26 protein-coding genes and 1 pseudogene are annotated in these 25,162 nt (G+C 68.9%); 12 read left to right on the forward strand and 15 right to left on the reverse strand.

Annotation, left to right across the window (positions count from 1 at the left end; all coding sequences use genetic code 11):
- Positions 1-8 precede the first annotated feature (8 nt).
- Positions 9-353 carry an IS66 family insertion sequence element accessory protein TnpB gene (tnpB, locus tag D187_RS43425; RefSeq protein ID WP_002620952.1) on the reverse strand — a complete coding sequence of 115 codons (345 nt, stop codon included), beginning with the start codon at positions 351-353 and terminating at the stop codon, positions 9-11.
- Positions 347-736 (reverse strand): IS66 family insertion sequence element accessory protein TnpA, encoded by a 390-nt coding sequence (gene tnpA / locus D187_RS43430; RefSeq protein ID WP_043434693.1) that lies wholly within the window; start codon positions 734-736, stop codon positions 347-349. Before tnpA ends, tnpB begins: the two co-directional genes overlap by 7 nt.
- 150 nt (positions 737-886) lie before the next feature.
- On the opposite strand from tnpA, the gene D187_RS56590 reads away from it, so the two are divergent.
- From D187_RS56590 to D187_RS43445, 3 genes are all read left to right on the forward strand, one after another.
- Positions 887-1,201: a hypothetical protein gene (locus D187_RS56590; RefSeq protein WP_162159760.1), complete on the forward strand. Its 315-nt coding sequence runs from the start codon at positions 887-889 to the stop codon at positions 1,199-1,201.
- Positions 1,202-1,304: 103 nt separating this feature from the next.
- Positions 1,305-1,931 (forward strand): DUF4142 domain-containing protein, encoded by a 627-nt coding sequence (locus D187_RS56595; protein WP_002620958.1) that lies wholly within the window; start codon positions 1,305-1,307, stop codon positions 1,929-1,931.
- Between the two features lie 44 nt (positions 1,932-1,975).
- Positions 1,976-2,803 (forward strand): hypothetical protein, encoded by an 828-nt coding sequence (locus D187_RS43445; RefSeq protein ID WP_002620960.1) that lies wholly within the window; start codon positions 1,976-1,978, stop codon positions 2,801-2,803.
- A 42-nt stretch (positions 2,804-2,845) separates the two neighbouring features.
- On the opposite strand, the gene D187_RS43450 is transcribed toward D187_RS43445, so the two are convergent.
- The 4 genes from D187_RS43450 to bla form a co-directional block, all read right to left on the reverse strand.
- The gene (locus tag D187_RS43450; RefSeq protein WP_002620961.1) at positions 2,846-4,060 is read right to left on the reverse strand and encodes a cytochrome P450 family protein; all 1,215 of its coding nucleotides are present in this window, start codon (positions 4,058-4,060) and stop codon (positions 2,846-2,848) included.
- Between the two features lie 24 nt (positions 4,061-4,084).
- Positions 4,085-5,047, reverse strand: coding sequence for a calcium/sodium antiporter (locus tag D187_RS43455; protein ID WP_002620963.1), 963 nt, complete (start codon positions 5,045-5,047; stop codon positions 4,085-4,087).
- A 74-nt stretch (positions 5,048-5,121) separates the two neighbouring features.
- Positions 5,122-6,036, reverse strand: coding sequence for a peptidoglycan-binding protein (locus D187_RS43460; protein WP_002620965.1), 915 nt, complete (start codon positions 6,034-6,036; stop codon positions 5,122-5,124).
- A gap of 124 nt (positions 6,037-6,160) precedes the next feature.
- Positions 6,161-6,958, reverse strand: coding sequence for a subclass B1 metallo-beta-lactamase (gene bla / locus D187_RS43465; protein WP_002620967.1), 798 nt, complete (start codon positions 6,956-6,958; stop codon positions 6,161-6,163).
- Positions 6,959-7,308: 350 nt separating this feature from the next.
- On the opposite strand from bla, the gene D187_RS56065 reads away from it, so the two are divergent.
- Positions 7,309-7,734, forward strand: coding sequence for a beta/gamma crystallin family protein (locus D187_RS56065; protein ID WP_155893984.1), 426 nt, complete (start codon positions 7,309-7,311; stop codon positions 7,732-7,734).
- 114 nt (positions 7,735-7,848) lie between these two features.
- On the opposite strand, the gene D187_RS53375 is transcribed toward D187_RS56065, so the two are convergent.
- From D187_RS53375 to D187_RS43480, 5 genes and pseudogenes are all read right to left on the reverse strand, one after another.
- The gene (locus tag D187_RS53375; RefSeq protein ID WP_081714092.1) at positions 7,849-8,319 is read right to left on the reverse strand and encodes an NUDIX hydrolase; all 471 of its coding nucleotides are present in this window, start codon (positions 8,317-8,319) and stop codon (positions 7,849-7,851) included.
- Between the two features lie 66 nt (positions 8,320-8,385).
- Positions 8,386-8,718 (reverse strand): annotated as a pseudogene (locus D187_RS43470) (NUDIX hydrolase); the annotation flags it as partial.
- A 22-nt stretch (positions 8,719-8,740) separates the two neighbouring features.
- The gene (locus D187_RS53380; protein ID WP_076606344.1) at positions 8,741-9,211 is read right to left on the reverse strand and encodes an NUDIX hydrolase; all 471 of its coding nucleotides are present in this window, start codon (positions 9,209-9,211) and stop codon (positions 8,741-8,743) included.
- Positions 9,208-10,434, reverse strand: coding sequence for a hypothetical protein (locus D187_RS43475; protein WP_002620971.1), 1,227 nt, complete (start codon positions 10,432-10,434; stop codon positions 9,208-9,210). The genes D187_RS53380 and D187_RS43475 overlap by 4 nt, the downstream gene beginning before the upstream one ends.
- A 526-nt stretch (positions 10,435-10,960) precedes the next feature.
- On the reverse strand, positions 10,961-12,184 hold the full coding sequence (locus D187_RS43480) for a cytochrome P450 (protein ID WP_002620975.1): 1,224 nt from the start codon (positions 12,182-12,184) through the stop codon (positions 10,961-10,963).
- Between the two features lie 129 nt (positions 12,185-12,313).
- Here D187_RS43480 and xopAJ point away from each other — a divergent pair, with 129 nt between their 5' ends.
- From xopAJ to D187_RS43505, 5 genes are all read left to right on the forward strand, one after another.
- Complete coding sequence (gene xopAJ / locus D187_RS43485) at positions 12,314-13,786, forward strand: XopAJ/AvrRxo1 family type III secretion system effector zeta toxin (protein WP_155893985.1); 1,473 nt, start codon at positions 12,314-12,316, stop codon at positions 13,784-13,786.
- 38 nt (positions 13,787-13,824) lie between these two features.
- On the forward strand, positions 13,825-14,070 hold the full coding sequence (locus D187_RS43490; protein WP_002620979.1) for a hypothetical protein: 246 nt from the start codon (positions 13,825-13,827) through the stop codon (positions 14,068-14,070).
- Between the two features lie 161 nt (positions 14,071-14,231).
- The gene (locus D187_RS43495) at positions 14,232-15,587 is read left to right on the forward strand and encodes a M16 family metallopeptidase (protein ID WP_002620980.1); all 1,356 of its coding nucleotides are present in this window, start codon (positions 14,232-14,234) and stop codon (positions 15,585-15,587) included.
- Entirely contained in the window at positions 15,587-16,951 is a 1,365-nt protein-coding gene (locus D187_RS43500) for a M16 family metallopeptidase (RefSeq protein ID WP_002620981.1), read from the forward strand. The genes D187_RS43495 and D187_RS43500 overlap by 1 nt, the downstream gene beginning before the upstream one ends.
- The gene (locus tag D187_RS43505; protein WP_002620982.1) at positions 16,948-17,655 is read left to right on the forward strand and encodes an RluA family pseudouridine synthase; all 708 of its coding nucleotides are present in this window, start codon (positions 16,948-16,950) and stop codon (positions 17,653-17,655) included. The genes D187_RS43500 and D187_RS43505 overlap by 4 nt, the downstream gene beginning before the upstream one ends.
- Here the strand turns inward: D187_RS43505 and D187_RS51280 are convergent.
- Genes D187_RS51280 through D187_RS43525 form a run of 4 tightly spaced genes read right to left on the reverse strand, consistent with a single transcriptional unit; the run spans position 17,640 to position 21,749 of the window.
- On the reverse strand, positions 17,640-19,007 hold the full coding sequence (locus tag D187_RS51280) for a M50 family metallopeptidase (RefSeq protein WP_002620983.1): 1,368 nt from the start codon (positions 19,005-19,007) through the stop codon (positions 17,640-17,642). The genes D187_RS43505 and D187_RS51280 overlap by 16 nt on opposite strands.
- Positions 19,008-19,019: 12 nt before the next feature.
- Entirely contained in the window at positions 19,020-19,718 is a 699-nt protein-coding gene (locus D187_RS43515) for a hypothetical protein (RefSeq protein ID WP_002620984.1), read from the reverse strand.
- Positions 19,715-21,130: a hypothetical protein gene (locus D187_RS43520; RefSeq protein ID WP_002620985.1), complete on the reverse strand. Its 1,416-nt coding sequence runs from the start codon at positions 21,128-21,130 to the stop codon at positions 19,715-19,717. The genes D187_RS43515 and D187_RS43520 overlap by 4 nt, the downstream gene beginning before the upstream one ends.
- A 40-nt stretch (positions 21,131-21,170) precedes the next feature.
- The gene (locus tag D187_RS43525) at positions 21,171-21,749 is read right to left on the reverse strand and encodes a hypothetical protein (RefSeq protein WP_002620986.1); all 579 of its coding nucleotides are present in this window, start codon (positions 21,747-21,749) and stop codon (positions 21,171-21,173) included.
- A 210-nt stretch (positions 21,750-21,959) separates the two neighbouring features.
- Here D187_RS43525 and D187_RS43530 point away from each other — a divergent pair, with 210 nt between their 5' ends.
- From D187_RS43530 to D187_RS43540, 3 genes are read left to right on the forward strand one after another with little or no spacing between them, the layout of a single operon-like run.
- The gene (locus tag D187_RS43530; RefSeq protein ID WP_002620987.1) at positions 21,960-22,784 is read left to right on the forward strand and encodes an MlaE family ABC transporter permease; all 825 of its coding nucleotides are present in this window, start codon (positions 21,960-21,962) and stop codon (positions 22,782-22,784) included.
- A 26-nt stretch (positions 22,785-22,810) separates the two neighbouring features.
- Positions 22,811-23,551 (forward strand): ABC transporter ATP-binding protein, encoded by a 741-nt coding sequence (locus D187_RS43535; protein WP_043434348.1) that lies wholly within the window; start codon positions 22,811-22,813, stop codon positions 23,549-23,551.
- Between the two features lie 12 nt (positions 23,552-23,563).
- Positions 23,564-25,087 (forward strand): MlaD family protein, encoded by a 1,524-nt coding sequence (locus D187_RS43540; protein WP_002620989.1) that lies wholly within the window; start codon positions 23,564-23,566, stop codon positions 25,085-25,087.
- Positions 25,088-25,162 lie beyond the last annotated feature (75 nt).

Genomic DNA, 25,162 nt, shown 5'->3' on the forward strand with positions numbered 1-25,162 from the left:
GCGCGGACTCAGTGCACCTCGCCTCGCCGTACCGCGCTGCTCGCCTCCACCAGCGACAGCAACTCCGCGAGCTGCCGCGCTTCCAGGTGCACCGCCGCCTGGCCCTCCACGGGTGCCGGCACCCGGAAGCGCCCCGCTTCCAGTCTCTTGCTGACGGTGCAGTACCCGTTGGCGTCCCAGAAGAGAATGCGCACCAAGTCCCTTCTCCTGGAGAAGAAGACGAACAGGTGTCCCGACTTCGGCTGCTGCCCCAGGCCACCCTGCACCAGCGCACTCAGCCCGTCGGCCTGCTTGCGCATGTCGCACGGCTGCGTCGCCACCCAGATTCTCACCCCCTCCGGTAGCTTCAGCACCCCTGCACCTCCTTCACCGCTCGCAGCACCCGCGCCACCAGCCCCTGGCTGGCCCCCGCCTCCACTCTCACTCGCACCCCGCCCACTTCCACCAGTACCGCCTCTCCCTGCACCAGCCCCGCCTCGCCGGGCCTGGCAGGCGCCACCTCCACGGGCACGAAGGACATGGCCGTCCGTGCGCCCTCCTTCCCTTCACGCCGCTTCGTCCAGAAGCGCAGCCTCTCGCGCGGCAACCCGTGCTTGCGCATGAAGGCCGACTGCGCGCCTCCTTCTGCTTCCCAGGCTCGCACCACCTGCGCTGCTACCTCCGCTGTCCACCTCGGCCGCCGCGCTGCTTCCAACCACGCCGGCTCCGTCTTCGTCGTCGCTGTGTTCGTCGTCATCGCGCCGCGCACTCTGCTGCCCCTCGAGCATCGGCACTACCTGGGCTGGACCGGAGGCTTACTCATCCCCCTCCAAAGCTCGGCACGGAGTTCCACCTCTTCGACCTCTTCAACGTGGTCTGCTTCCACCTCTACGAGATGGAGCAGCGGATGTCCTCACCCGAAGAAATCGAGGCTCTCAGAATCGCCAAGATCGCCTTCCATTTCGTGATGTGGACGGGGGAGGAGCATGGCTTCGAGGAGTACCTGGAGACCCTCCGCGCCTCCAGGACCTCTCCCCCCGCCCATTCCTTCTCGACCCGCGAGGAGGCGGAGTCCTGGCTGGCGAAGCAGTCCGAGCCTCCACCTCCAGCGGTGGTCTCCATCGGGAGCGACCTCTATTCCGTGGGGTACAATCGCAGACACCGGATGCGCTTGCTGCTGCGCATTCCCACGCCCCAGGAGCTGGACGCCAGACAGTGTTGAGGCACCGGAGGGTGGGGCGCTCGGCCGTTCCCTGTCTCCCAGAACAATGGCCTGGGGATTCCTCCGGACTCACCTTGAGCGCGGACCAGGTGGAGGGGAAACCATGCATCAGAAGAACCCGCCGCGCTCCGTCGCCCGGCTGCTCCTGCTCTCGCTTGTGGTGCTGGGGGTTGGCGCATGCGTGGAAGGCCCGACCACCACCGACGGCAGTCCCCATCTCAACACCGATGGGACGTCATGCCCGGTGGCCGCGGATATCGGCCTGCCCGCCTTGAGCGATGAGGAGATCGCCCAGGTGGTCCTCACCGTGAACATGGGCGAAATCCAACAGGGCGAGCTCGCGCGACAGCAGGCAACGAGCCCGGAGGTTCGTCGCTTCGCCGAGCAGATGGTCCAGGAGCACACGGCGGTCAACCAGGAACTCCAAACGCGCCTGCAAGCCCTGCGCATCACGCCCCGTGAGAACCCGCTCAGTCAGCAGCTCATGGCGGAGTCGAACCAGATCCTCGCGATCCTCCGCTCGAGTGCCGACACGGGGACATTCGATCTGGTCTACATGGACGTGCAGGTCTCCCTCCACGCGAAGACGCTGTTCCTGATGGACAGCGTGCTCCAGCCCCAGCTCCGGAATGCCGAGCTGCGCGACTTCGCCCTGGCGGCCCGAAGCACGGTGCAACGCCATCTCGACACCGCTGTCCCCCTCCAGAAGGACCTCTTCCCGAGCCCATGACGGGGGACCGACTCACGGACTCAACCCCGGATTAGAGTGGCCGCATGCTCTGGCTCCGGCTCCTGGGGGTGATCGTCTTCCTCGTCCCATTCGCGTGGACCTCGGAGGCGCGGGCGTGCAGTTGCGGGCGCGAGCCGGACGACCGGGTCGCCTTCCAGCAGGCACGCGCGCGGGCCTCCACCGTCTTCCGGGGGCGGGTCGAGGAGCTCCAGCGCGTGGGGGGTGAGGGGCGTCCGCTCGAGTACCGCGCCACCTTCGCCGTGACCGAGACCTTCAAGGGCAAGGCCCGCCCCCAGCGGCTCGTCACCACGAGCGTGTTCGGCACCGCGTGTGGCTACGACTTCGAGAAGGGCGTCGACTACCTCGTGTACGCCGAGGGCTCCGAGTCCAAGGGCCTGAGCACCCACAGCTGTTCGCGCACCCGCCCCGCGGACCGGGCCGCCGCCGAGCTCGACTTCCTGCGCGGCGGCGCCTCGCCCTTCCTCCAGCGCTCGAAGGTCAGCTGCACCCGGTGCGACCTGGAGGCCACGGCGCGCGTCCTGGTGTGTCCGGGCGCCGGGCCCTGTGCGCCCCTGCCCGAGGCCGAGGTGGCGGCGGCCCTGGCAGAGGCCCGCCCCTTCTGGACTCTCGTGAAGGCGCGGGCGTTCCCCCAAGGACCCGTGGTGTCGGGCGTGGCCCCGGGAGGACGGGCGTTCCAGCTCGAACTCCGACGGCCCTCCCAAGCGGACGAGGCCTGTGTGCACCGGGTGGTGCGGCGCTGGTGCGAGCGGCTCGTTCCGGGCTCGGAAACGGAGCCGGGCCTGAAGTGCGTCGGCCCGTCCGGAGAGGGGACCCTCTGCGATGAGCGGACCACGCGCCGTCCCCCGCGATGACGGTGCCTGGGCGGGGGCGTCACGGGGCCCGCTCCGGCGGGCTCAGGACAGCGAGACGGGCAGCCGCTGGGGCCCGCGCATCAGCACGCCCGTGCGCCACTTGAGCGACTGCGCCGGTGTGGCCAGGCGCAGCTTCGGAAACCGGTTCACCAGCGTCCGCAGGGCGATCTGCCCCTCGAGTCGCGCGAGCGGCGCTCCCAGGCAGTAGTGGATGCCCATCCCGAAGGACAGGTGCCGGTTGGGCTCGCGGCCCAGGTCGAGCGTGTCCGGATCCTTGAACTGACGCTCGTCGCGGTTGGCCGAGGCGATCGCCGCGAAGACGAGATGCCCTCGCGGAATCGTCACCCCGCCCACGGTGACGTCCTCCTTCGCGAAGCGCTCGGTGGAGACCTCCACCGGACTCGCGTAGCGCAGCAGCTCCTCGACCGCCGGCTCGATGAGGCCGGGCTCCTTCCTCAGCCGCTCCAACTGCTCGGGGTGTTGCAAGAGGGCGAGCGTGCCGCCGGAGATCAGGTTCACCGTGGTCTCGTGCCCGGCCACCAGCAGCAGGAAGATCATGCTGACCAGCTCGTCCGCGTTGAGTTTGTCTCCCGCCTCCTCCGCCTGGATGAGGGCCGAGAGCAGATCGTCTCCCAGCGACGAGCGCCGCCGCGCGATGAGCTGACGCAGGTAGCGGGTGAACATCACCACGCTCGGCACGGAGAGGATCACGTCCCACAGGTTCGTGTTCGAGATGAGCCGGTTGGACCAGTGCTGGAACTTCCGGTAGTCGCTCGGGGGCACCCCCAGCATCTCGGCGATGATGGTCACGGGGACGATCAGCGCGTACTCCGAGACGAGATCCATGGATCCCTTGCGCGCGGCCTCGTCCAGCAGCCGGTCCGACAGCGCCTGGACGCGCGAGCGCAGCTGCTCGATCAACCGCGGCGTGAAGGCCTTGTGCACGAGCGAGCGCAGCCGGGTGTGATCCGGCGGATCCTTGCTCAGCATGTTCTGGGAAACGGGCTCGAAGATCTTCAACAGCCAGGGCATCCGCGCCCTGCGCTCCGCGCCAGCGGCGCCGAAGACATCCTTGCTCAGGCTCGCGTGCTTCAAGACCTGGGAGACGTCCTCGTAGCGCGTCACCAGCCAGGTGGGTTCCTTCGTGAGGCTGGTGAAGTGGTAGACGGGCGCTTCCTGGCGCAGGCGCGCGTAGAACGGAAACGGGTTGGCCTTGAAGTTCTGCGAACTGAAATCAGGCGGCGAGAGGGGTTGCATGACAGGGTCCTCTTTCGGGAGTGCCTACATGAACGCGACGACCCCGAGGAACATCGCATAACTGGCGGCCAACAGCCCGCCCTCCAGGCGGCTGACGTGGCGCGCCCCCCGCATGACGAGCACGGCCGCGAGGGAAAAACCCAGGAGCGCTCCGAGCTCCATCCGCAGCTCGCCCAGCGACGCCTCGATGGGCCGCGTGAGCGCCGCGCATCCCAGGATCAACAGGATGTTGAAGATGTTGGAGCCGACGACGTTGCCGATGGCGATGGCGGAGTGGCCGCGAAGTGCCGCCACCACCGAGGCGGCCATCTCCGGAAGCGAGGTGCCCACCGCCACGATGGTGAGCCCCACGACCCGCTCGCTCATCCCGAACGCGAGAGCCAGGGCGCTCGCCCCGTCGACGAACAGCTTGCCGCCGGCCACCAGCCCCACGAGCCCCACGGTGGAGAGTCCCACCAGCGCGGCGCGAGAGCCCACCGCTGCTTCCTCCTGGATTTCCTCGCGCACTTCCTCCCGGAGCTCGGGCGCCTCGACCCGGAGCTCCCGCGCCAGGCGCAGCGTGAGGAAGGTGAAGCCCACCGTGCCCGCGAGCAGGAGCACGCCTTCCAGCCGCGAGACGCGGCCATCGAGCAGGAAGAGGGGAATGCACAACGTGCTGGCCATGAGCACGGGCAGCTCACGGCGGATGAGCGTGGCCTCGACCCGGGGCGGGTGGATGAGCGCGGTGACGCCCAGGATGGCGCCGATGTTGGCGATGTTGGAGCCCATGACGTTGCCCAGGGCGATGGCGCTCCTGCCCTCGAGCGAGGCCAGCACCGACACGACCAGCTCCGGGGCCGAGGTGCCATAGGCCACCACCGTCAGCCCCACCACCAGCGGCCGCACGCCCATCGCCCGGGCCAGGCCGGCCGCCCCCTTCACGAGCCACTCCGCTCCGAAGTAGAGCAGCACCAGGCCCAGCAGGAGCATTCCAGCATGAAGGAGCATGCGCGCATCGTAGGACAACGCGCCGTGCTTGGGCTCCCGGGCGCCGGGCCCGTGTGTTTTCCGTCAGCACCGGCTCACGGCCGGAATTCCCAGTGCCAGGGCTCGGAGGGCACGGTGCGCTTGAAGCCGAACTCGTCCGCGTGGGCGGCCATCCACCGGTAGGTGGCGCTGCTGGTGCTGCCCACGTTCACGTCCACGGCGATGCCGCCCTGGTGGTTGGAGTAGCCCGGCTTCGCGGCGAGGTTGCCGGTGCCGTTCAAGTACTTGCGGTAGAGCTCCTGCTGCTCGGCCATGGAGCGGAAGCCGCTGTTGACGTGCAGGTCGATGCCGGCGCGGGCGGCCGCGGCGTGCATGCGGTTGAAGGCGGCCGCCGCGTCCGTGCGCATCTCCTTGCCATTGGGAATGCGGCTGAGGTTGATCTGCCGGGGCACGCCGTTGACGTAGCCGGTGACGACGCGGCCACCGCCCGAGGGGGCGGAGGGGCCCGAGCCGCCGCTCACCTTGATGCCCAGCTTGTCCCACGTCTTGGGGCCCACCACGCCGTCGGCCGCGAGGCCGCGGGACTTCTGGAAGGCCTTCACCGCCGCCTCCGTCCTGGGGCCGAAGGCGCCATCCGCGCTGCCCGCGTTGAAGCCCAGGGCGTTGAGCCGGTTCTGCAGGGCGCGCACCGCCTCGCCCTTGGCGCCCTCGCGCAGCGTGGGGCCCGAGCCGCCCGAGGACGCTCCCACCTTGTTCAGGGCGCCCCACGTCTTGGGGCCCACCACGCCGTCGGCCGCGAGGCCGTGCGCCTTCTGGAAGGCCTTCACCGCCGCTTCCGTCTTGGGCCCGAAGGCGCCATCCACCGCGCCCGGGTTGAAGCCCGCCGCCTTGAGCTTGTTCTGCAGCGCGGTGACGGAGGCGCCCCGGGCCCCCTCGCGCAACACGGGGTTGGACAGGGCCGCGGTGGTGCGGAGGGCGGCGGAGGGGGCGGCGCGGGAAATGGCGACCATGGGGGCGGACTCGCTTGTTCGCAGGGGGAGCAACTGTTCCCATTTTCGTAGGGCCTGAAAAAAAGTTTCCTCCGCATGTGAGGAACAGGGGCTGGGCCGCGGCGAACCGCCTCCCGGGCGAGGGTCAACCCGGGGGCGCGTCGCGCAACAGGGCCAGGGTGTGCGTCAGGAGAGAGGGCCCCCCGGGCTCCCCGTGGCCGGGCACCACCTCGCGCACGTCGGGAAAGCGCTGACGCAGGCGCTCGAGGCTCGCGGGCCAGGCCGCCACGTCCGCGTCGGCCACGTTGCCGAGGTTCCGGGCGCCCTCGTCCTTCACGAAGCAGCCGCCGAACAGGAGACGCTGGGCGGGCAGCCACACGACGAGGTTGTCCCGCGAGTGCCCGGCGCCGGGGAAGAAGACCTCCAACGGGCCCAGCCTCCCTGTCTCCGGCAGGCGCCGGTCGGGAGCGGGCCGGCCGTGCCCGGCGGTGAGGCGCGCGGTGTCCTCGCTCGCGTGGACGGGCACCCCTCGCGCCACGAGCGCGGACATGCCGCCCGTGCGGTCGGCGTGGGAGTGCGTCACCACGGCGGCGCGCACGGGCCGGTGCAGGGTGTCCTTCGCCCAGACGAGCAGCAGCTCCGTCTGCCGCGCGTTCCAGGCCGTGTCGACGAGGAGCGTGGAGTCGCCCTCCTCGACGAGCAGCCCGTTGGAGGGGGCGCGTCCCCACTCCTCGCCCGCCAGCGTCACGTGGAGCCAGACACCGGGAGCGATGCGCCGGATGCGGACGTCCTCGGCGAGCACGGCCTCGTCGGAAGCCGGGGCCTGGCCCACCGCGGGTGGGGCCGGAGTCCCTTGGTCGGGAGCGGGTGGGGTGGAGGCGCAGGCCGTGCCCAGCAGGAGCAGCAGCCACGCGCGAGGCGGGCGGAGTCGGGAGAGGTTCATGGTGGGGGCGACTCTACTTCGCGGTCGCCCCCGTCTTACGCGAAGTTCGTGTGTGAGGCTGAGCGCGAGCCGCCGGGTGATGACGAACATCAATGGGCAAGAAAACGACTGACAGCAGGTTCGGGCAGGTGCTCGATTGTTTGCCTTTTGATGGTGGGCTTTCTTGTGCCTGTTCGCTTTTCAAAGCGGCTCTTGTTTTTCTCGTGGAGCAAAGTTTGCTCCTGAGGCATTGCACTCATCCTTTGGGGTATCAGCCTTGCTAGCAGGCTGGATAGGAGGCAGGCTTTCCCTCCGGTACAGCATCCCGGCTTTCCAATTTCCAGCTGACGGTTCTCCTTGTGAGGAACTTCATGAGTTCGAGTAAGAGTGCTCATTTGCCTGCTCTCCCCTTGCTGTTTGCGCTTTCGGTTGGATGTGGGGGGGCGTTCAACGATGCAGGTGAAGTCGAGTCCGCACAGCAGGTCGTCAATGCGGATGCTGACTCCAAATCCGCTGCTGATGTCAGTATTCAGGCCGGCGCAATCGTGATTTATGAGCACTGCGATTACGGCGGTGAGTCACAGGCCTTCTATTACCCCCGTGATATCAATTCCTTCTACAGGTCTTTGGGAGGGGACTGGAACGATAGAGTTTCGTCGATCAGGGTCTTCGGTGGTGCCGCGCGGATCTTCGAGCACGAGAATTGGCAGGGCAGTTCAATTACCGTCACTTCAGACATCGCATGCCTGTACTGGTCCGGGTGGAACGATATTGCGTCCTCGTTGGAGTGGTTGTAGCCCTGGCCACATGCGCTCCAGCGGAACGCGCCCATCTGGGTGGGGGAACGCGGCTTCCGGGATGTCCAATCTGGCAGGAGCGGCCGCGCATCCAGGCCGGCGCGCTCGGCCATTTCAGTCGCGGACGACGAAGTGTCTGGGGACTGGAGAGGTCGAGCCCAACGCGCGCGTGAGGAAGGCGGGGCGCACGTCGAGCCGCTCGAGTTCCTCGAGGGCGAACCATTGGAATCTCAGCACGGCCCCGGACTCCGAGCCGAAGTACGGACCGGGGCCGGTCAACAGAGGGCTGTCGTCTGGGAGGGTGACCTCGAAGTACATGCCGAGCTCGTGGTAGTTCCGGCCCGCGTGCGAGAAGAAGTTCTCGACCACCCACAGCAGGCGGCTCACGGCGGCCTCGAGCCCCAATTCCTCTCGCAGCTCGCGGAGCACGGTGGCCGCGGATTCCTCTCCGGGCTCCACGCGCCCGCCCGGCAGTGCCCAGATGGTGTCGGTCTCCAGGCGATGCAGCAGCACGCGCGCGCCCTGGCGGATGACTGCGGCGGCGCGCAGGTGGAAGCGATGCGTCGGCGTGTCGAAGGAGAGCATGGGCGGCGAGCATACCCAGCGGGCCAGGGGAGGGGAGGTCCCTGGCCCGGGCCGCCTCTCAAGGGCGGCAAACCACGTGCCGAGCGCCACGGCAACCTTGAGGCGGCCATCGTCGTCCAGCACGGTCGGCCAACCATTGGGGAGACGCTGAGATAGTTCGCGCACGAGCAGGCCGCGCACAAAGCGCGTGACCTGCTTGCGTCGCTCCGCTTCGGCCAGCAGTCCGCCGAACACCTGCACTCCCGCGATGTCGTCCGGACCCAGTTCCTCGGCCAGCGCCACCAGCGAAGCGGTCGGGCGCGCCTCTGCGAAGGCGGTGAGCGAGTCGTAGCCCCGCTCGCGGACCCGCTCGTACAAGCGCACCTTCCAGTTGCCCTCCCAGGAGCGTCCGTCGGTCATCGCGCTCTCCAAGGGGTGAAGCTCAGGCTTCTTCGTCGGGTAGGAGCGTGAGTAGCAACTCATCGTCGGGGCCGAGTGCTCGCCACCCGGGTGGTGGTGGAGAAGCGCGAAGTGCTGCCTTGGCCCGCTCGACATGCTCTTCATGAGTTTCTGGGGTGTAGGTCCCCCAACGGGCGAGTGCTACGGCAACCTTGAAGCGGGTCGCATCATCAATAACGCCCGGCCAGCCGTTGGGGAGTGCTTCGGCCAGTTCGCGCACTAGCTGACCGCGCACCAACCGTGTGACCCGGCGGCTACGCTCCGCCTCAGCCACCAACCCGCTGAACACCTGCACTGCTGCGATGTCATCAGGACCAAGCTCATCCGCCAGTTCCAATAGTGAGGCGGTAGGGCGCGCCTCAGCGAAGGCGGTGAGCGAATCATAACCACGCTGGCGCACCCGCTCATACAGGCGCGCTTTCACGTTGCCCTCCCAAGCACCTCCGTCGCTCATGGCCCTCTCCACCGGACAAATTTCATCGGGATTCTGTACTCCTTCATGTACCTCGCGACGATGTCCAGGACCTCGTTCCGCGTCAACGTCCGGCCGGCTTCAACCTCGGCGTAGCGCAGCACCTTCATGATCATCCGGTTCCATTCACCGGGCCATGTGCGCCCCAGCTTCCAGTCGCCCCCACCGTGAATGGCCTCGTGGTGGGCCTGCTCCAGCCTGACGCAGAACTGGTCGATCTCCATCTCGCCGGTGAAGCCGCGCTTCTCGAACCACTCTCGGAACTCTTTGGGCATGACGTGGTGCCGGGGTGGCTCGGCCATTCCGGCCCCCGTTTTGCCCGTCACGCGCATGCCCCGCACCTCGGGGCTGTCGCCCAGCGCCTCGCGTACGCCCCTGGGCAGCTCGCCGTGCGCCTCGGCCATCATCACCTGGCCCGCCTGAATCCGCACCGCCGCGCTCACGGCGGGCATGGAGAGGACACCCGCCCGCACCAACTGGCGCATCATCTCCACCCACTCGGCGGAGACGACAATCCGTGTGCCCATCATCACGCCGTTGGAGCCCACCATGAAGCCCACTCCGAGCGTGGCGGGACCGGCTCGCGGCAGCAGCCGGGGCAGGGAGTACCTCAGCCCCGACAGCGTGGTGAGTGCCTCCATGGCTTCCTTCAGTACCAGCGCCTTCTGGAGGACTTCCGCCCCCTTGCGCATGGCCTCACGGAGTGCGGCGAACTCGCCGGTGAGGTGGCCGACCAGGGCAGGGACGTTTTGCGCCGCGGCCTCCACCTGCTCCGGCTCCAACGAGGAAAGTGCCGTCATGGTGGGCTCGAGCATCTTCTGGATGCGGTCCAGATTCATGAACAGCGTTTCCACGCCATGGAGGTGCCCGGAGAGCGCGACGTCGGTGAGGTGGAGAAAGTCAACCCAGACGGCCAGGAGAATGGAGCCCATCATGGTGGCTTCCAGCCGTGGGCCGGCCATGCGCAGCAGGGCGAGCCGCATGTCCGAGTCCTCCACCTCCGAGGCGGCAATGGCCAGCCGGGTGGCGGCGGCGAGTTCGGCGTCAACCCACCGCCGTTGACGTTCGCCATATTCGAGGTAGCGGACGAAGATGCCGCTGCCTACGCCGGCAACGCCCAGGCGGCTGGCCTTGAGCCTGGAGAGTTCGCTGGAGACGCGGCGCGAGGAGGTGGAGACCTCGTCTACGGCACCGAGAAATGCCACGTGGGCCGCGAGGGCGCTCGGCCACGCATTCCCCTCCACCCGGCCAGGACCCGCCGCTGTCACGGCCTCCCGCGAGTCCCGGCGCCGGTGCAGCCGCTCCGGTGTCTCAGGCCCAGGCGGGGAGGGTGGCGGGGAGGAGCGGGCGAGCCGAGACTCCTCGCTCGGCCCTCCGGCCACTGCGGGCCCTGTGACCTCGTGCGGCGTGTAGTGCAGCCTCATCCCCCGGCCGGGCGGAGGACTCAGCGACGCACAGGCGTTGGACAGCAATGACAGGGCGAGCAACAGCCCCGTTCCCCTTGCCCCTGGCGAGTCAGCGCGCATTGTCTACCCCCAGGTACGTGAGCGAGTCGAAGACAGCATGCGGCTGTTGACGACGAGCTGGGGCGCGGCGAGTGATGGGGTGGTCATGTCGTCCTCGGTCGTTCGAGGGATGGACCGGACCCGGGCCCCTCCCTGGCCACGGTCCTTCCCCCACGCCCATGGTACGTCCACACCCGCACCGCGAGACACCTTCCTCGACGGCTTCTCAGGGGGCGGGGCGCCGCTCGGCCCTCAAGCGCAGGGCGCGGGGGCCGCGCAGTTGCAGCGAGTCACCCCAGTCCAGGCGCTGCTCCTGGCCGGGGGCGAACGAGACATGGCGCACCCGCGAGACGAGCTCCTCGAGCACCACCTTCGCCTCCAACCTCGCCAGGGGCGCGCCGAGGCAGAAATGCACGCCGTGCCCGAAGGACAGCGAGCTCGGGTTGTCGCGGGTGATGTCGAACCGGTCCGGCTCCACGAAGCGGCGGGGGTCGCGATTGGCGCACGCGAGCAGCAGCATGACGCGTGCTCCCTCGGGAATACGGTGGCCCGCGACCTGGGTGTCCTCCGCGGTCACCCGCACGAGCGCCTGCAGGGGCCCGTCATAGCGCAGTGCCTCCTCGACGACGGAGGCGATGAGTGAGGGATCTTCCAGCAGCCGCTCCAGCTCCCGGGGGTGGCGCAGCAGGGCCACCATGGTGTTACCCAACAGATTGGCCGTGGTCTCGTTGCCCGCGACGAGCAACACCCGGGTGAAGGAGATGAGATCCGGCACCTCCAGGTAGCCCTCGCTCTCCTCGAGCAGGGCACTGATGAGATCCTCGCGCGGCTCGCGCCGCCGCTGCTCGATGATCCGCTCCAGGTAGGCGTGGAACTGCTGGAGGCTCGCGAGGATGGGGGCCGGATCGTGCGTGCCCACGGCCATGGCAATCGTCTTCATGACGTCGTCGGACCAGCGCTTGAAGTCCTCGCGGCGTTCGGGCTCCACGCCGAGCAGCTCGCTGATGACGGTGACGGGCAGGGGAACGGCCAGCTCCTTCATCAGGTCGAACTCCTCCCGGGCGAGCATGCGATCGAGCAGCTCGCGCGTGAGGGAGCGCATCCACGGCTCCAGTTCGGCGACGCGGCGGGGCGTGAAGGCCCGGCCCACCAGGGCGCGCAGGCGCGTGTGCTCGGGCGGGTCCGCGGAGATGAGGTTCTTCGAGTTGCCGAAGTACCCGCGCGCCTTCTCGCCGCTCTCCGCCGTCAGCGACACCACGGGGGCCACGCGCTGGGAGGAGAAGATTCCCGGATTCTTGAGAACCGAGGTGATGTCGTCGTAGCGGGTGATGACATACGCCCCCCCGAAGGGCTCGACCTGGAGGACGGGGGCGGACTCCCGGAGCGAGGCGTAGAAGGGGTAGGGGTCGCGCAGGTGTTCGGGCGACCACGGCATGACGGCAGGGGGCATGGAGACTCCGGCGGGGGGCGAAAAAGGAAGTATGCCTGAGCGTCCCCACATCAACGGCGTGCTTGCCCCGGCGAGGAGTCCAGCAATCCTGGCATTCCGGTCCACATTGGAATACACTAGATTTCCAATATGGATAGCAATGGAATCAAGAGGGGTGGGCACGGTCATCGCTACAAGCCGACCGACAACACCCATGGTGCACATGGTGCACATCGCAAGGAGGTGAGGGGAGAGCATCCCACCGCCGCCACTACCGCCACCCCCACCGCCGCGGAGACAGACCAGGCCGCGATGGACGAGGCGAGTTCATTCACCCAGGGGTCCCCCCCCAAGGCTCCAGTGGACCTTCCGCACGCTCTGGACAACCGGGGCCAGCGGGCGCCACATCAGGGGCAGTTCCGTCCGTGGGGCGGCCCCACCGCGACGAAGCGCCTTCAGCAGATCACCCCCGAGAACGCCCGGGACGTGCTGGCCATGGTCCGCCGCCGCTCCCCCCCTCCCTACGATGATCTCTCGAAGGTGATAGCGAACAGTGGTGGCAAGCTGTCCACCACGGAAGTCTTCTCCAACCCCGCGGAGGGACACCAGGGCAGAAAGCCGAATTATGCGCAGACCGAGCGCTTCCTGCTCCAGCCGGGCAACTGGCACCCGGAGCGGGCCCAGATCCAGCAGCGGCTCGGCCAGCAGCGCAAGGACGCGGCCAATCGGCTCTCGGATGTCATGGCGGCCCACGGCCACCCCAACACCATCGTCGCCGTCATGGGCAACACCGCCGCGGGCAAGACCACGGCGCTGCGCACGCTCGACAACTTCGCCCATCTGGGCGCGCACCTCGACGGTGCCATCAACCCCGATCCCATCAAGGCCGACCTGGTGCAGCTCGCACGCAAGCCGGATGGCCAGAACACCATCAGCCATAAACAGGCACATCAGGAGGGAAACGTCATCTCCCAGCGCGTCGAGTACGACATGCTCAAAACCAAGGGCTCCTCGCTGGTGTATGACAAGCGTTTCGCCAAGCGCCATGAGTTCAGCGAGATGCTGCGGACCGCGGAGCAGCACGACAAGAAAGTTCAGATCGTCGACATCGACTCGGGTCTCACCCGCTCGGCCGTCCGCGTCCTGATGCGCCCGATCGACAGCGCCGAACCCCGGGTCCCCTTCAACGCGGTGGCCGAGGGCTTCATCGGCACCCGGGTGAACCGCGAGGAGGTGCTCCGCGGGCGTCCTGACGAAGTGGCCTCCGATGGCACGCGTGTGCGCGGCTTCAAGGGCGTCATCGACAACCCGCGAGTCACCAGTTACGACCTGTTCGTGCCCGACAACAAGGGGACCCCGGTCCGGGTGGCCTACAAGCGCGATGGCGTATGGCACGGCCCGAAGACGCAAGAGCAGGAGCAGTTGTTCGACCGCTCGGTGAAGAGCAACCCCTACAAGTCCGTGGAAGTGGCTCGTCGCATCGTGATCGACTCGAACTTCATCCACAAGCAGGTCGAGGAAGCGCCGGAGGCCTTCAAGGCCCCCATGCGAGAGGCGCTGTCGCGCTTCCAGGGCATGACGTTGGAACAGGCGCTCGATGCGCACTCCAGGAAGATCAACTGAGCCGCGCACCCTGAATGCCCGCATCCGAGGAACCACCCATGAGTGCGAGACAAGAAATCCGTGACGCGATCGCCGAGGCCCGGCGCAGTCCCGACAAGGAGCCGTTCGACATCCAGAAGTTCCGCCAGGTGTACGACGTGACGGCGGACATCGGCGAGAGTCCGCTGACGACGCGGACGGTGGAGGAATACGAGGAGCAGTATTACCTGTTGGCGACGGAGGTGAAGACGCTGCAGGAGTTCGCGGAGTACCGCCGGGAGCTCGTCGAACACGACGCGGGCTGAGCCCGTGGGCCTCGGCCCCCTCGGCGGTCGCCTTCCAGGCCGGAGCGAGGCGTGGAAGGAGCGGGGTCCTCCGCTGGGCGAGCGAAGAGGGAAGCCTGCCTGACAGTCCCAGGTGAAAGGCGTGCTTGCCCCGGCGGAGAGTCGTTATACGGTGAGCCTCTATGGCGAAGGCTCCCGCGAAACCCGCCGCGCGCACGGCGGATCCCGTCCTCCTCTCCCTGTTCGACGTCCAGGAGGCCACGCTGCCCAATGGCCTCCGGGTGCGTCTGCTGGCCAACCATCAGACCCCGGTGGTCAGTCTCTACACCTTCTTCCAGGTGGGCAGCCGCAACGAGCGGCCCGGCATCACCGGCATCAGCCACCTGTTCGAGCACATGATGTTCAACGGGGCCAAGAAGTACGGCCCCAAGAAGTTCGATCAGACGCTCGAGTCCAACGGCGGCCGTTCCAACGCCTACACGTCCACGGACATGACCGTGTACTACGAGGACTTCGCCTCGGACGCGCTGGAGACGGTGCTCGATCTGGAGTCGGACCGGATGCGCTCGTTGCGCATCAACGACGTGGCTCTCAAGAGCGAGCGCCAGGTGGTGCTGGAAGAGCGCCGCGTGCGCGTGGACAACGACATCACCGGCATCATGGACGAGGAGCTGGGCACGCTCGTGTGGAAGGCGCATGCCTACCGCTGGCCCGTCATCGGCTGGCAGAAGGACATCGAGAACATCACCCGCCAGGACTGCGAGCAGTACTTCCGCACCTACTACGCGCCCAACAACGCGGTGCTCTACATCGTCGGGGACATCGAGCCGAAGAAGACGCTGGCGCTGGTGCGCAAGTACTACGGGGACATCCCCAAGGGCCCCACGCCCGCGCCCGTGCTCGACGCCGAGCCCGAGCAGAAGGGCGAGCGCCGCGCCGAGGTGCGCCACCCCGCCCAGTCCCCGGCCCTGATGATCGCCTACCGCGGCCCGGCCGCGCGCGACGAGGACACGCTCCTGCTGGACGTCATCCAGTACGCGCTGGCCAAGGGCGAGGGCAGCCGGCTGACCAAGAAGCTCGTCTATGACACCCAGCTCGCCGTGTCGGTGGGCGTGGACTGGGGCTGGCGGCTGGATCCGGGCATCATCCTCTTCTTCCTGGAGCTCAAGCCGGACTCGGATCCGCGCAAGGTGGAGGAGGCGCTCTACGCGGAGCTCCAGCGCCTGGTGGCCGAGGGCCTCACGGAGCGCGAGTTGCAGAAGGCGAAGAACAACCTGCGCGCGGACCACCTGCGCGAGCTGGCCACCAACAGCGGCCGGGCCCACGCCATGGGTCACTACGAGGCCCTGCTGGGCTCGTGGCGCGACGGCCTGAGCCTGCCGAGCGTGTACGCGGCCGCGACGAACGAGCAGGTGCGCGCGGTGGCGGCGAAGTACTTCGCGCCCGAGCGCCGCTCGGTGGTGACGGTGCGGCCCACGGCTCCCGCGGACGGGGCCGTGCCCACGGTGGACGCGGTGGACGCGCAGGAGGTGGCGTGATGGCGACCCAGAGCGCGACGAAGAAGAAGCCGGCCGCCCCGACGACGAGCGCGCTGATGTTGCCCGCCCTGCACGAGAGCACCACCTCCAGCGGGCTGAGTGTGCTGGCGGCCGAACGGGGTCCGCTGCCGCTCGTCGCCATGCGGCTGGTGGTGCGCGCGGGCAGCGCGGTGGATCCCAAGGACAAGCACGGCCTGGCGGACTTCACCGCCCGGCTCATGCGCCGCGGCACGCAGAAGCGGAGCGCGGATGAGATCGACGAGGCCATCGAGTTCGTCGGCGCGAGCTTCTCGGTGGGCAGCAACGAGGACTTGCTGTCGTTCTTCGTCACCACGCCCGCCGAGCACTTCCCGGCGATGATCGGGCTGCTCGGGGAGATCGTCCGCGAGCCGTCCTTCCCCGAGCGCGAGGTAGAGCTGGCTCGCGAGCGCACCCTGGCGGGCTTCGCCAACGACTTGGATGATCCGTCGACGATCGTCGACCGGGCCTTCACCCGGGCGCTGTGGGGCGGGCACCCCTACGGCCATGACATCGGCGGCAGCTCGGCGCACGTGCGCACCTTCACGCGCGAGGATCTCGTGCGCTTCCACGGCGAGCGGCTGGGGCCCAAGGTGGCGCTCCTGTCGGTGGTGGGCGCGGTGGATCCGAAGCTCGTGCTGGACGAGGCGGAGAAGGCCTTCGCGGGCTGGACGGGCGGGCCGGAGGCGGCGCCGCGGATTCCCGAGCTGGGGAAGATGGCCTCGGGCCGCATCCTGCTCGTGGACAAGCCGGACCAGACGCAGACGCAGGTGCGCATCGGCGGCCCGGGCTTCCGCATGGGGCATCCGGACTACTTCCCGTCCACGGCGATGAACAACGTGCTCGGCGGTGGTTTCACCTCGCGGCTGGTGAACGAGGTGCGCGTGGAGCGCGGCCTGACGTACGGCATCAGCAGCTACTTCGACATGCTCAACGTGGGCGGCGTGTTCGCCATCTCCACCTTCACCCAGACGGAGCGCACGCGGGAGATGCTCGACGTGTCGCTGGCCGAGGTGGCCAAGGTGCGTGAGGGCGGCATCAGCGCGGCGGAGCTGAAGAAGGCGCAGCGCTACCTGGCGGGGCTCTACCCCATGCGCACCGAGACGAACGAGTCGGTGGCGTCCGTCATCGGCGACATCCGGGTGCACGCGCTCGGGGACGACTGGGTGGAGAAGTTCCGCGAGCGCCTGCACGCGGTGAAGCCCAAGCAGACGCAGGAGGTGGCGGCGAAGTACCTCTTCCCCAACCCCCCGCTCATCGTGCTGCTGGGCAAGGCGTCCGCGGTGAAGAAGCAGCTCAAGGGACTGGGGTCGGTGAAGGTGGTGCCGGCCTCGGACTACGAGTGAGCGGCGCGCGCGTCCCCGTCCTCTTCGAGGGCGGGGGAGTGCTCGCGGTGGACAAGCCCGCGGGGATGCTCGTCATCCCCGGGCGCTCCGAGGACAGCGCCCCCTCGCTGCGCGAGGTGCTGGAGGCGGAGCTCAGGCGCAAGGTGTTCGTGGTGCACCGGTTGGATCGGGACACCTCGGGCGTGGTGGTGTTCGCCCTGACGCCCGAGGTCCACCGCACGCTGTCCATGGCCTTCGAGGCGGGAGGGGTGCACAAGCGCTACCTCGCGCTGGTGGAGGGCCGGCTGGAGGCACCCGTCGTGGTGGACGCGGCGCTCGCGCCCGCGCGCAAGGGCCGCATGCGGGTGGCCCGGCCGGGCGAGGAGGGCAAGCCCTCGACGACGCGCATTCAACCCGTGGAGGTGTTCTCCTCGGCCAGCCTCGTGGAGGCCGAGCCGCTCACGGGCCGCACGCACCAGATTCGCGTGCACCTCTTGTCCCTGGGACACCCGCTGCTGGTGGATCACCAGTACGGGCGCGACACGCCGTGGACGGCGCGCGAGCTGGGCGGAGAGGGGGAGGACGTGGTGCTGGCCCGCACGCCCCTGCACGCGGCCCGGCTGGAGTGGCCCGCGCTGCCGGGCGTGGAGGCGCGCCGCCTGGAGTCCCCGCTCCCCGGGGACATGGCGCGCACCGTGGGGCTCATCCGTCAGGGCTTGCGCTGACCGAGCCGCGCGGCGATCTCCGGCGCGGAGCGCACGGGGGCGAGCGCGGGCTCCAGGCCGATGGCCTCCAGGTCGTCATACCCCGCGTCCAGCGCGCGCTTGAGCCACTCGGCGGCGCGCTCCAGTTGAGCGTCGCGCGCGTGGTTGAGGGCGGCCTGGTAGGCCTCCTCCGCGCGGCCGGTGCTCTCGAAGGTGGCCGCGAAGAGCGCCGCCGCCGCGTCGAAGTCTCCCCGGGCCACCGCGATGTCCGCGAGCAGCGCGTCGCGCCGGGCCAGGGACTTCCAGGCGAAGTCGCGAGCGGTGCGCTCGGCCTCTTCCAGCCGCCGCGCCTTCACGAGCAGACGCACCGCCAGCGCCACGACGGCCTCGGAGGGCTCCTGCTCCAGCGCGGCGAGCGCGGGCGCGAGGGCGCGATCCGGCAGGCCCGCGGCCTCGTAGGCCATGGCCCAGCTGAAGGACCGCGCGTCCTTGGGCGGCTGGACCTTCTCCAGGTGGGACAGGGCGGCGCGGGGGTTGCCCTCGGCGAGCGCCACCCAGGCGAGCAGGTCCCTCACCGCGTTGGTCTCCGCGCCCGGCTGGGCCGACGCGAGCGCCAGGTGGGCCATCCGCGCCGCCTCGGTATCCTGGCCCGAGCGCAGCGCCTGCCAGCCGCGCGCGAGCGCTTCCGGCTCGGGCTCCACGGCCTGCACGGGGGGCAGCGGCTTGACGTCCCGGGCCACCGACAGGGCCTGCCAGCAGTCGTACGCCATACGGCCGAACATGAAGGCGGCGAAGAACGCGCGGATGAAGAGGAACAGGGCCGTCGCCAGGCCCGCCACGATCACGCCCACCCACAGGGTGAGCCGCTGCCGCGTGGGGCCCAGCACGCCGCGCAGGATCTGCCCGCCGTCCAGCGGGAGCACGGGCAGCAGGTTGATGATGCCCCAGCCGAAGTTCACCCACATGAGCTGGCTGAAGATGACCTGGGCCAGTGTCGTCTGCGGGGGCACGAAGTAGTTGACGGCGATCATCAGTCCGCCGAACAGGAAGCCCGCGGACGGTCCGGCGGCGGTGACGGCCACGTCGCGCCAGCGGCTGAGCATCCGATCCGGGTACGTCAGCCCGCCGAAGGCATAGAGCCGGATGCCCGCCACGTCGCAGCCCAGGCTCATCGCCATGAGCGCGTGTCCCAGCTCATGGATCAGGATGGAGACGAAGCAGACGGCCACCCACGACAGCACGCGGCGCCAGTCGTCGATCCGGCCGAGCATGCCGAACATGGCGGTGATGAGCCAGAAGCTCGGCTCGACGACGACCGGGATGCGGCCGAGGTTGAAGTGCCAGGAGAAGGGAGAAGAAGAGTCCGTGCTCATGTGTCTCGTGAATCAGCTCTCGGAGGGAGCCACCGGGAAGGCGTTGGAGAACGCTTGCTCCCCCGTGGCGTCCTCGATCTTGGCGACGAAGTCGTCGCCGGATCGGTTGATGATGACCTCTATCGGGATCTTGCCCGCCGTGACGGGCTCCACCGAGGCGCGGAAGATCTCCTCGCCCCCGGTGTGGACCGTCAACGTGGCGGCGCCCTGGTAGGGAGGAGCGCCCTCCACCTGTCCATGGACGTTGACGGTGATGGTGACGGTGAAGGGCCGGCCCTGGACCTGGGGGTCGATGCGCGCGAAATCGTACGTCGCTCGCGCCACCGGCAGCTCCGGCTCCTCCACCGCCGTCACCACGTAGGGCGTGGCGAAGGTGGCCTCGCGCCCATCGCCCAGGTTCACCCCGACGATGTAGTTGCTCGGCGCCAGCGGCTCCACGTAGCCCTCGAACAGGCCATGGCCCAGGTAGGTGAGGGGGATGGTGCGGGGGCCAATCACCATCCGGGGCTGTCCCACCATCCGGGCCGCGGGCTCGCCGTAGTCCACGAGGAAGGCCGGATCCGTGTCGAGCTGGACCCGGACATGCTTCGACTCGTTGGTCTTCTGGGTGAGGGGCGCCACGTCGAGGATGTGGAAGGCTTGCAGGGGGGGTGAAGTGGGCTCGCACGCGCTCAGCACCGTGGCGAGCACCAGGATGAACCGCTTGCTCATAACCGGTACCTCAGGCCCACGCAGGCGGAAAGACCGCCGAGCTGGGCATCGACGAGAGAGGCGCTCGCGGCGGCACGGCCCGCGCGCACCTCGAGGAGGGTGCTCACCGCGCCCAGACGCCAGACGGCCTGTGCCGCGACAAAGCCCATGAAGGTGCGCCCTTGCTGGACGAGCGGGGTGTCGAAGAAGGAGCTCGTCGCGCGGTGATTGTAGTACGTCGGCCCGGCGCCCACGCGGCCGTGCAGGGAAAAGCGTCCGAGCTCGAACGCCCGCCCCCTCACCGAGAGCAGCAGGGGGGAGGCGAGCACCCGGGAGTCCACCGTGCCCAGGCCCTCCACGAGGGCGTGGGAGGTGGAGCGCCGCAGACCCGCCTCGGCCTCCAGGGCGAAGCGACCGTCGAGCAGGGGAAGCTGGTAGCCCACGCCCAGCGAGGCCAGCGGCCCCCGGTTGTCCCCCCCGGCGAGGAAGCCCCCGGCCAGCACCTGCACGGAAAAGGGGTGGGCCGGGGGAGGAGGAGGGCGGGGAGGCGGCGCCACCACGGGCCCGAGCACGAGCGCGGGCGTCACCCTGGCCAGGGGCACCACCAGGGCGGGAGGAGCAGGCGCGGGGGTGAAGCGGACCACGGCCGCCACGACGTGGGTCGTCAGACGCGTCGAGCCGGTGCCATCCGCCCGTTGGGCCTCCACCACGACCGCGTTCGCGCCGGGCTCCGGCTTCACACGGAAGACACTGGGCAGCTCCTCCCGGGTGCTGGCGCCCTTGACCCGCAGGCGCAGCTCCGAGCCCGGCACGGGTTGCTCCCCCATGAGGACGAGCCAGCCGTCCCCCCCCGCCGGCAGGGACTCGGGGCTCATCACCGCGAGCAGGGGCTGCTCGGGGGGGACGTCGAGGGGGATGGTGCGCAGCGAGGGCCGCTGGCGCGTGGAGGTGACGCGCACGCTGGCCTTGCTCACCCCCGGAGGCACTTGCACCGTCACCTTGGCCTTGCCCCGGCGGTCGGCGCGGGCGGGGCCGAAGCTGCGGCCGGCCACCTCCACCACCACCTGGGCACCCGCGGCCGTGTCCACGGTGAGCTCGTTGCGGCCCAGCAGCGGAATGGGGACGCGGGTGATCTCCGGCGGGCCGGCGGGCGAGTCCGTCCAGAAGGCGAGCACCGCCAGCAGCGGGTAGCGGATGTCCGGAGGCGTCCAGATGAACAGGAACTCCTCGGGCGTGGAGGAGCGCTGGGGCGTGAGCCGGCCCGTGGAGGCCGCGGCCCGGAGGGGTGGGGCGCCGGGCGGGGCCTTCACCCGCACCACCACCACCGGATCCCGGCCGAGCACCACCTCGGAGGGCAGCAGCGTCACCGGCAACGGCTCCGCCCCCGCCAGGCCCGGCAGGGCGAGCAGCAGCAGGGTCAGGAGCACGCGCATAGGCAAGGGCCCTTACCGTCCAGCCTCCCCGGCGTCCGTGTCAACCCTCGGCGGTGTCTCCCGGGGCTTCCGCGGGCTCTTCCACGGGCGCCGTCATCGGCTTGTCCGCTGGGCCTGTCATCTTCGCATTGGGCGGACTGAAACTGGGCTTCTCCGCGCTGGCGCCCCCCGTGGCGTGCACGAGCGTCTTGGTCTCGGACTTGAAGGTGATGTCCACCTTGTTGCCCCGCACGGCCGTCACCAGACCGAGGCCGAAGGTGGGGTGTTGGATGACCTGATCCACCTTGTAGGAGTCCTTGGGGCTGTAGCGCGGGGCATTGGCGATGTCCTTGCCCGCCAGCTGCTCCTCGAAGGAGATGATGACCTTGTCCTCGTCCGACGCGCGGCTGGCGCGCGGGGCACGGGGGGTGCTGGAGCCGCCGCCGCTCGAGCGCGACGAGGTGCTCGGCCGGTCCGTGGTGCCGGGCGCGGACCGGAAGGCGTGGTCGCCGTTGCAGGTGTTGCAGCGCACGCGAGCGATCTTCGTGCCCACCATCGCCAGGATGGTGTGTGCGAGCGTGAGCCTGCAGCGGGTGCAGAACGCGTCGACCTCGCCGCCGACCTTGAGTTGGGTCGCCATGGGTGTGTGCTTCTCGCTTCTCTATGTGGAGGGGGGATGAAAAGGGGGGCGCAACATAACGGCAACACCGCTCCGGAGAAACCCCCTTTGTCGGCCGGGGGGGTCGGAGCCTGGATGCCTGGGGTCCGGGAGGCCTGGGCGCGCACGGGGAGTGGGGGAGGCGGAGCCTTTGCTTGTGCCTGGAACCGGGGCACGTAGAGTAGGCCCCCGGTGGCGTCCGAGAACACAGAGCAGAAGGTGGAGCAATCCCCGCGTACCTCGTGGATCGTCCGAGGCATCGAGAGCCTGGGACGGGTGTTCGTCGAGGGAGTCGAGGAGCTCGGCCGGCTGGCGACACTCGGGGCGGACGTGGCGCGCTGGAGCGTGCGCCGGCCCTTCCGCGCGGCCAACTTCTTCTTCCAACTGGACTTCGTGGGCGTGGGCAGCGTCTTCATCGTGCTGCTCACCGGCCTGTTCACCGGCATGGTGTTCGCCAATCAGTCCGCGCGCGCCTTCGCCATGTTCGACGCCCAGAGCCTCGTGGGCCCCACGGTGGGATTGGTGCTCACACGCGAGCTGGCCCCCGTGTTCTCCGCGTTGATGATGACCATGCGCGCCGGCTCCGCCATGTGCACGGAGCTGGGCACCATGCGCGTCACCGAGCAGGTGGACGCCTTGGAGACCATGGCCGTCAACCCCGTGCAGTACCTGCTGGTGCCCCGGGTGCTGGCGGGCCTGCTCATGGTGCCCGCGCTCACGCTGCTCTTCGACACCTCGGGCATCTTCGGCGCCTACATCGTCGCGGTGTCGGTGCAGAACGTGTCGCCCGGCACCTTCATCGCCCGAACGCAGCAGTGGTTGGATCCCATCGACGTCTACGAGGGCCTCATCAAGGGCGCCGTCTTCGGCCTGTCCGTGGCGCTCATCTGCTGCTTCAAGGGGTACAACGCCACCGGCGGCGCCAAGGGCGTGGGCCAGGCCACCACCGCCGCCATGGTCAACAGCGCCCTCTCCATCTTCATCCTCGACTTCATCGTCGGGGTGCTCCTGCACTGATGGGCGACCCGACTCCCGCGCGGCCGATGATCGACATCCGCGGCCTGCACAAGTCCTTCGGCCCGAACAAGGTGCTCACGGGCATCGAGCTGGCCGTGCCCGCGGGCAGCACCTGCGTCATCCTCGGCGGCTCGGGCTCGGGCAAGACGGTGCTCATGAAGCACATGATCGGCCTGCTCAAGCCCGACGCGGGCGAGGTCCTCATCGACGGCGAGGACATCGTCCCCCTGGGCGCCGAGGGCCTCGAGCGCGTGCGCCACAAGTTCGGCATGGTGTTCCAGGCCGCGGCGCTCTTCGACTCGATGAACGTCTACGAGAACGTGGCCTTCCCCCTGCGCGAGCACCGCCGGCTCTCCGTGGACGAGGAGTCCGCGCTCGTGCGCTCCAAGCTCGAGCTCATGGGCCTGCCGCGCTCGGTGGAGACGAAGTTCCCCGCCGACCTGTCCGGCGGCATGCGCAAGCGCGTGGGCCTGGCCCGCGCCATCGTGATGAATCCGAAGATCGTCCTCTACGACGAGCCCACCACGGGGTTGGATCCCATCACCACCGACTACGTGGACGAGATGATCCTCGCGGCCCAGCGCGAGCTGGGCATCACCAGCGTCGTCATCAGCCACGACGTCGCCTCGGCCTTCAACATCGCCAACCAGATCGCCTTCCTCAGCAAGGGCGTCATCCTGGAGCAGGGCACCCCGGAACAGCTGCGCGCCTCCGAGCAGCCCGCAGTGAAGATCTTCCTCCAGACGTGGTTTGGCAAGAACGACTAGGAGTCATTCCCGGTGAAGCGCTTCGTCACACCCTTCCGCGTCGGTCTGCTGGTGCTCATCGCCGGAGGATGCCTCATGGCCTTCATCCTCTTCACCCGCAAGGGCGGCATGGGCAAGGACGAGGCCATGGAGGCCCACGCCTACTTCCGTGACGCCTCGGGCCTGGGCACCAAGAGCCGCATCCAGATCGCCGGCATCCCCGTGGGCGAGGTGACGGGTGTCACCCTGGAGGGCACGCGCGCCAAGGTGACCGTGCGCGTGCGCCGCGACGTGGTGCTCCACCAGGACGCCGCCCTCATCAAACGCTCCGAGTCGCTGCTCGGCGACTACCTGCTGGACTTGAACCCCGGCACCGAGATGACCCCGCCGCTCAAGGACGGCGAGGAGATCCGCAAGGTGGTGGACGTGCAGGGCATGGAGGCCGCCTTCGCCTCGCTGAGTCAAATCACCGAGGACATCCAGCAGGTGACGGGCGCCCTGCGCGACGTGCTCGGCGGCGAGAAGGGCGCGGGCTCGCTCGGGCGCATCGTCGACAACATGGTGCGCCTGTCGGACTCGGTGGACATGACGGTGCGCACCAGCTCCGAGCGCCTGGACTCCATCCTTCGCAACTTCGAGGGCGTGAGCAAGGACGTGCGCGGCATGACGCACTCCAACGAGGAGAGCGTCGGCCACATCGTGAAGAACATCGAGGTCATCACCCAGGACACCCGCGAGGTGCTCGTCACGGTGCGCCAGATCATCGGCAGCGGGGAAGGAGACCTCAAGGACAGCGTGTCCAGCCTCAAGAAGACGATGGAGCGGCTGGATCGCTCGCTCGCCAACATCGAGGAGGTCACCGCCAAGGTGAAGAACGGCGAGGGTGCCGTGGGCACGCTCCTGAGCGACGAGCGCCTGGGCCAGAAACTCGCCGAGACCGTGGAGGACGTGTCCAGCCTCGCCTCCACCCTCACCGGGCTGCAGACCGAGGTGGGGCTCCAGGCCACGTGGCTCACCGGACAGGAGACGTCGAAGAACAGCCTGTCGGTGCGCCTGGCCCCCCGGCCGGACAAGTACTACCTGCTGGAGGTGGTGGACGATCCGCGCGGCATCACGGAGACGATCTACACCCAGACCAACCCGCCCTCCTCGGGCGAGCCCGTGCTGCAGCAGCAGAAGATCACCCGCCAGGGCTTCACCTTCAGCGCGCAGTTCGCCAAGCGCTACTACTTCACCACGCTGCGCTTCGGCATCATCGAGTCCACGGGCGGCGTGGGCGCCGACTTCCACTTCTTCAAGGACCACCTGATGCTCAGGCTGGACGCCTTCAACTTCTCGGTGGACGAGCTGCGCTACCCGCGCATCCGCACCTCGTTGCGGGCCCAGGCCTTCGATCGCATCTTCGTCACCGTGGGCATGGACGACCTGCTCAACGCGCCCCAGCGCGACATCAACACCCGGCGCATGCTCGCCGGCCGGGACTTCTTCTTCGGTGGTGGCCTGTACTTCACCGACGATGACCTCAAGGCGCTACTGCCCGTCCTTCCCACCCCTTGACCTGACCGGCCCAAAAGTCGTACCTCGCCTCGGCACGGGCCCCTGGGAGCCCCCGTGCCGCTGTCCGCCGGCCGC

The sequence above is a fragment of the Cystobacter fuscus DSM 2262 genome, from assembly GCF_000335475.2.
Lineage (GTDB): Bacteria > Myxococcota > Myxococcia > Myxococcales > Myxococcaceae > Cystobacter > Cystobacter fuscus.

What these genes read in the sequence shown, in the direction of transcription:
- tnpA (WP_043434693.1), bottom strand. Translation starts at nt 736, where the DNA reads ATGACGACGAACACAGCGACGACGAAGACGGAGCCGGCGTGGTTGGAA.
- D187_RS56590 (WP_162159760.1), top strand. Translation starts at nt 887, where the DNA reads ATGTCCTCACCCGAAGAAATCGAGGCTCTCAGAATCGCCAAGATCGCC.
- D187_RS56595 (WP_002620958.1), top strand. Translation starts at nt 1,305, where the DNA reads ATGCATCAGAAGAACCCGCCGCGCTCCGTCGCCCGGCTGCTCCTGCTC.
- D187_RS43445 (WP_002620960.1), top strand. Translation starts at nt 1,976, where the DNA reads ATGCTCTGGCTCCGGCTCCTGGGGGTGATCGTCTTCCTCGTCCCATTC.
- D187_RS43450 (WP_002620961.1), bottom strand. Translation starts at nt 4,060, where the DNA reads ATGCAACCCCTCTCGCCGCCTGATTTCAGTTCGCAGAACTTCAAGGCC.
- D187_RS43455 (WP_002620963.1), bottom strand. Translation starts at nt 5,047, where the DNA reads ATGCTCCTTCATGCTGGAATGCTCCTGCTGGGCCTGGTGCTGCTCTAC.
- D187_RS43460 (WP_002620965.1), bottom strand. Translation starts at nt 6,036, where the DNA reads ATGGTCGCCATTTCCCGCGCCGCCCCCTCCGCCGCCCTCCGCACCACC.
- bla (WP_002620967.1), bottom strand. Translation starts at nt 6,958, where the DNA reads ATGAACCTCTCCCGACTCCGCCCGCCTCGCGCGTGGCTGCTGCTCCTG.
- D187_RS56065 (WP_155893984.1), top strand. Translation starts at nt 7,309, where the DNA reads ATGAGTTCGAGTAAGAGTGCTCATTTGCCTGCTCTCCCCTTGCTGTTT.
- D187_RS53375 (WP_081714092.1), bottom strand. Translation starts at nt 8,319, where the DNA reads ATGCTCTCCTTCGACACGCCGACGCATCGCTTCCACCTGCGCGCCGCC.
- D187_RS53380 (WP_076606344.1), bottom strand. Translation starts at nt 9,211, where the DNA reads ATGAGCGACGGAGGTGCTTGGGAGGGCAACGTGAAAGCGCGCCTGTAT.
- D187_RS43480 (WP_002620975.1), bottom strand. Translation starts at nt 12,184, where the DNA reads ATGCCCCCTGCCGTCATGCCGTGGTCGCCCGAACACCTGCGCGACCCC.
- xopAJ (WP_155893985.1), top strand. Translation starts at nt 12,314, where the DNA reads ATGGATAGCAATGGAATCAAGAGGGGTGGGCACGGTCATCGCTACAAG.
- D187_RS43490 (WP_002620979.1), top strand. Translation starts at nt 13,825, where the DNA reads ATGAGTGCGAGACAAGAAATCCGTGACGCGATCGCCGAGGCCCGGCGC.
- D187_RS43495 (WP_002620980.1), top strand. Translation starts at nt 14,232, where the DNA reads ATGGCGAAGGCTCCCGCGAAACCCGCCGCGCGCACGGCGGATCCCGTC.
- D187_RS43500 (WP_002620981.1), top strand. Translation starts at nt 15,587, where the DNA reads ATGGCGACCCAGAGCGCGACGAAGAAGAAGCCGGCCGCCCCGACGACG.
- D187_RS51280 (WP_002620983.1), bottom strand. Translation starts at nt 19,007, where the DNA reads ATGAGCACGGACTCTTCTTCTCCCTTCTCCTGGCACTTCAACCTCGGC.
- D187_RS43515 (WP_002620984.1), bottom strand. Translation starts at nt 19,718, where the DNA reads ATGAGCAAGCGGTTCATCCTGGTGCTCGCCACGGTGCTGAGCGCGTGC.
- D187_RS43520 (WP_002620985.1), bottom strand. Translation starts at nt 21,130, where the DNA reads ATGCGCGTGCTCCTGACCCTGCTGCTGCTCGCCCTGCCGGGCCTGGCG.
- D187_RS43525 (WP_002620986.1), bottom strand. Translation starts at nt 21,749, where the DNA reads ATGGCGACCCAACTCAAGGTCGGCGGCGAGGTCGACGCGTTCTGCACC.
- D187_RS43535 (WP_043434348.1), top strand. Translation starts at nt 22,811, where the DNA reads ATGATCGACATCCGCGGCCTGCACAAGTCCTTCGGCCCGAACAAGGTG.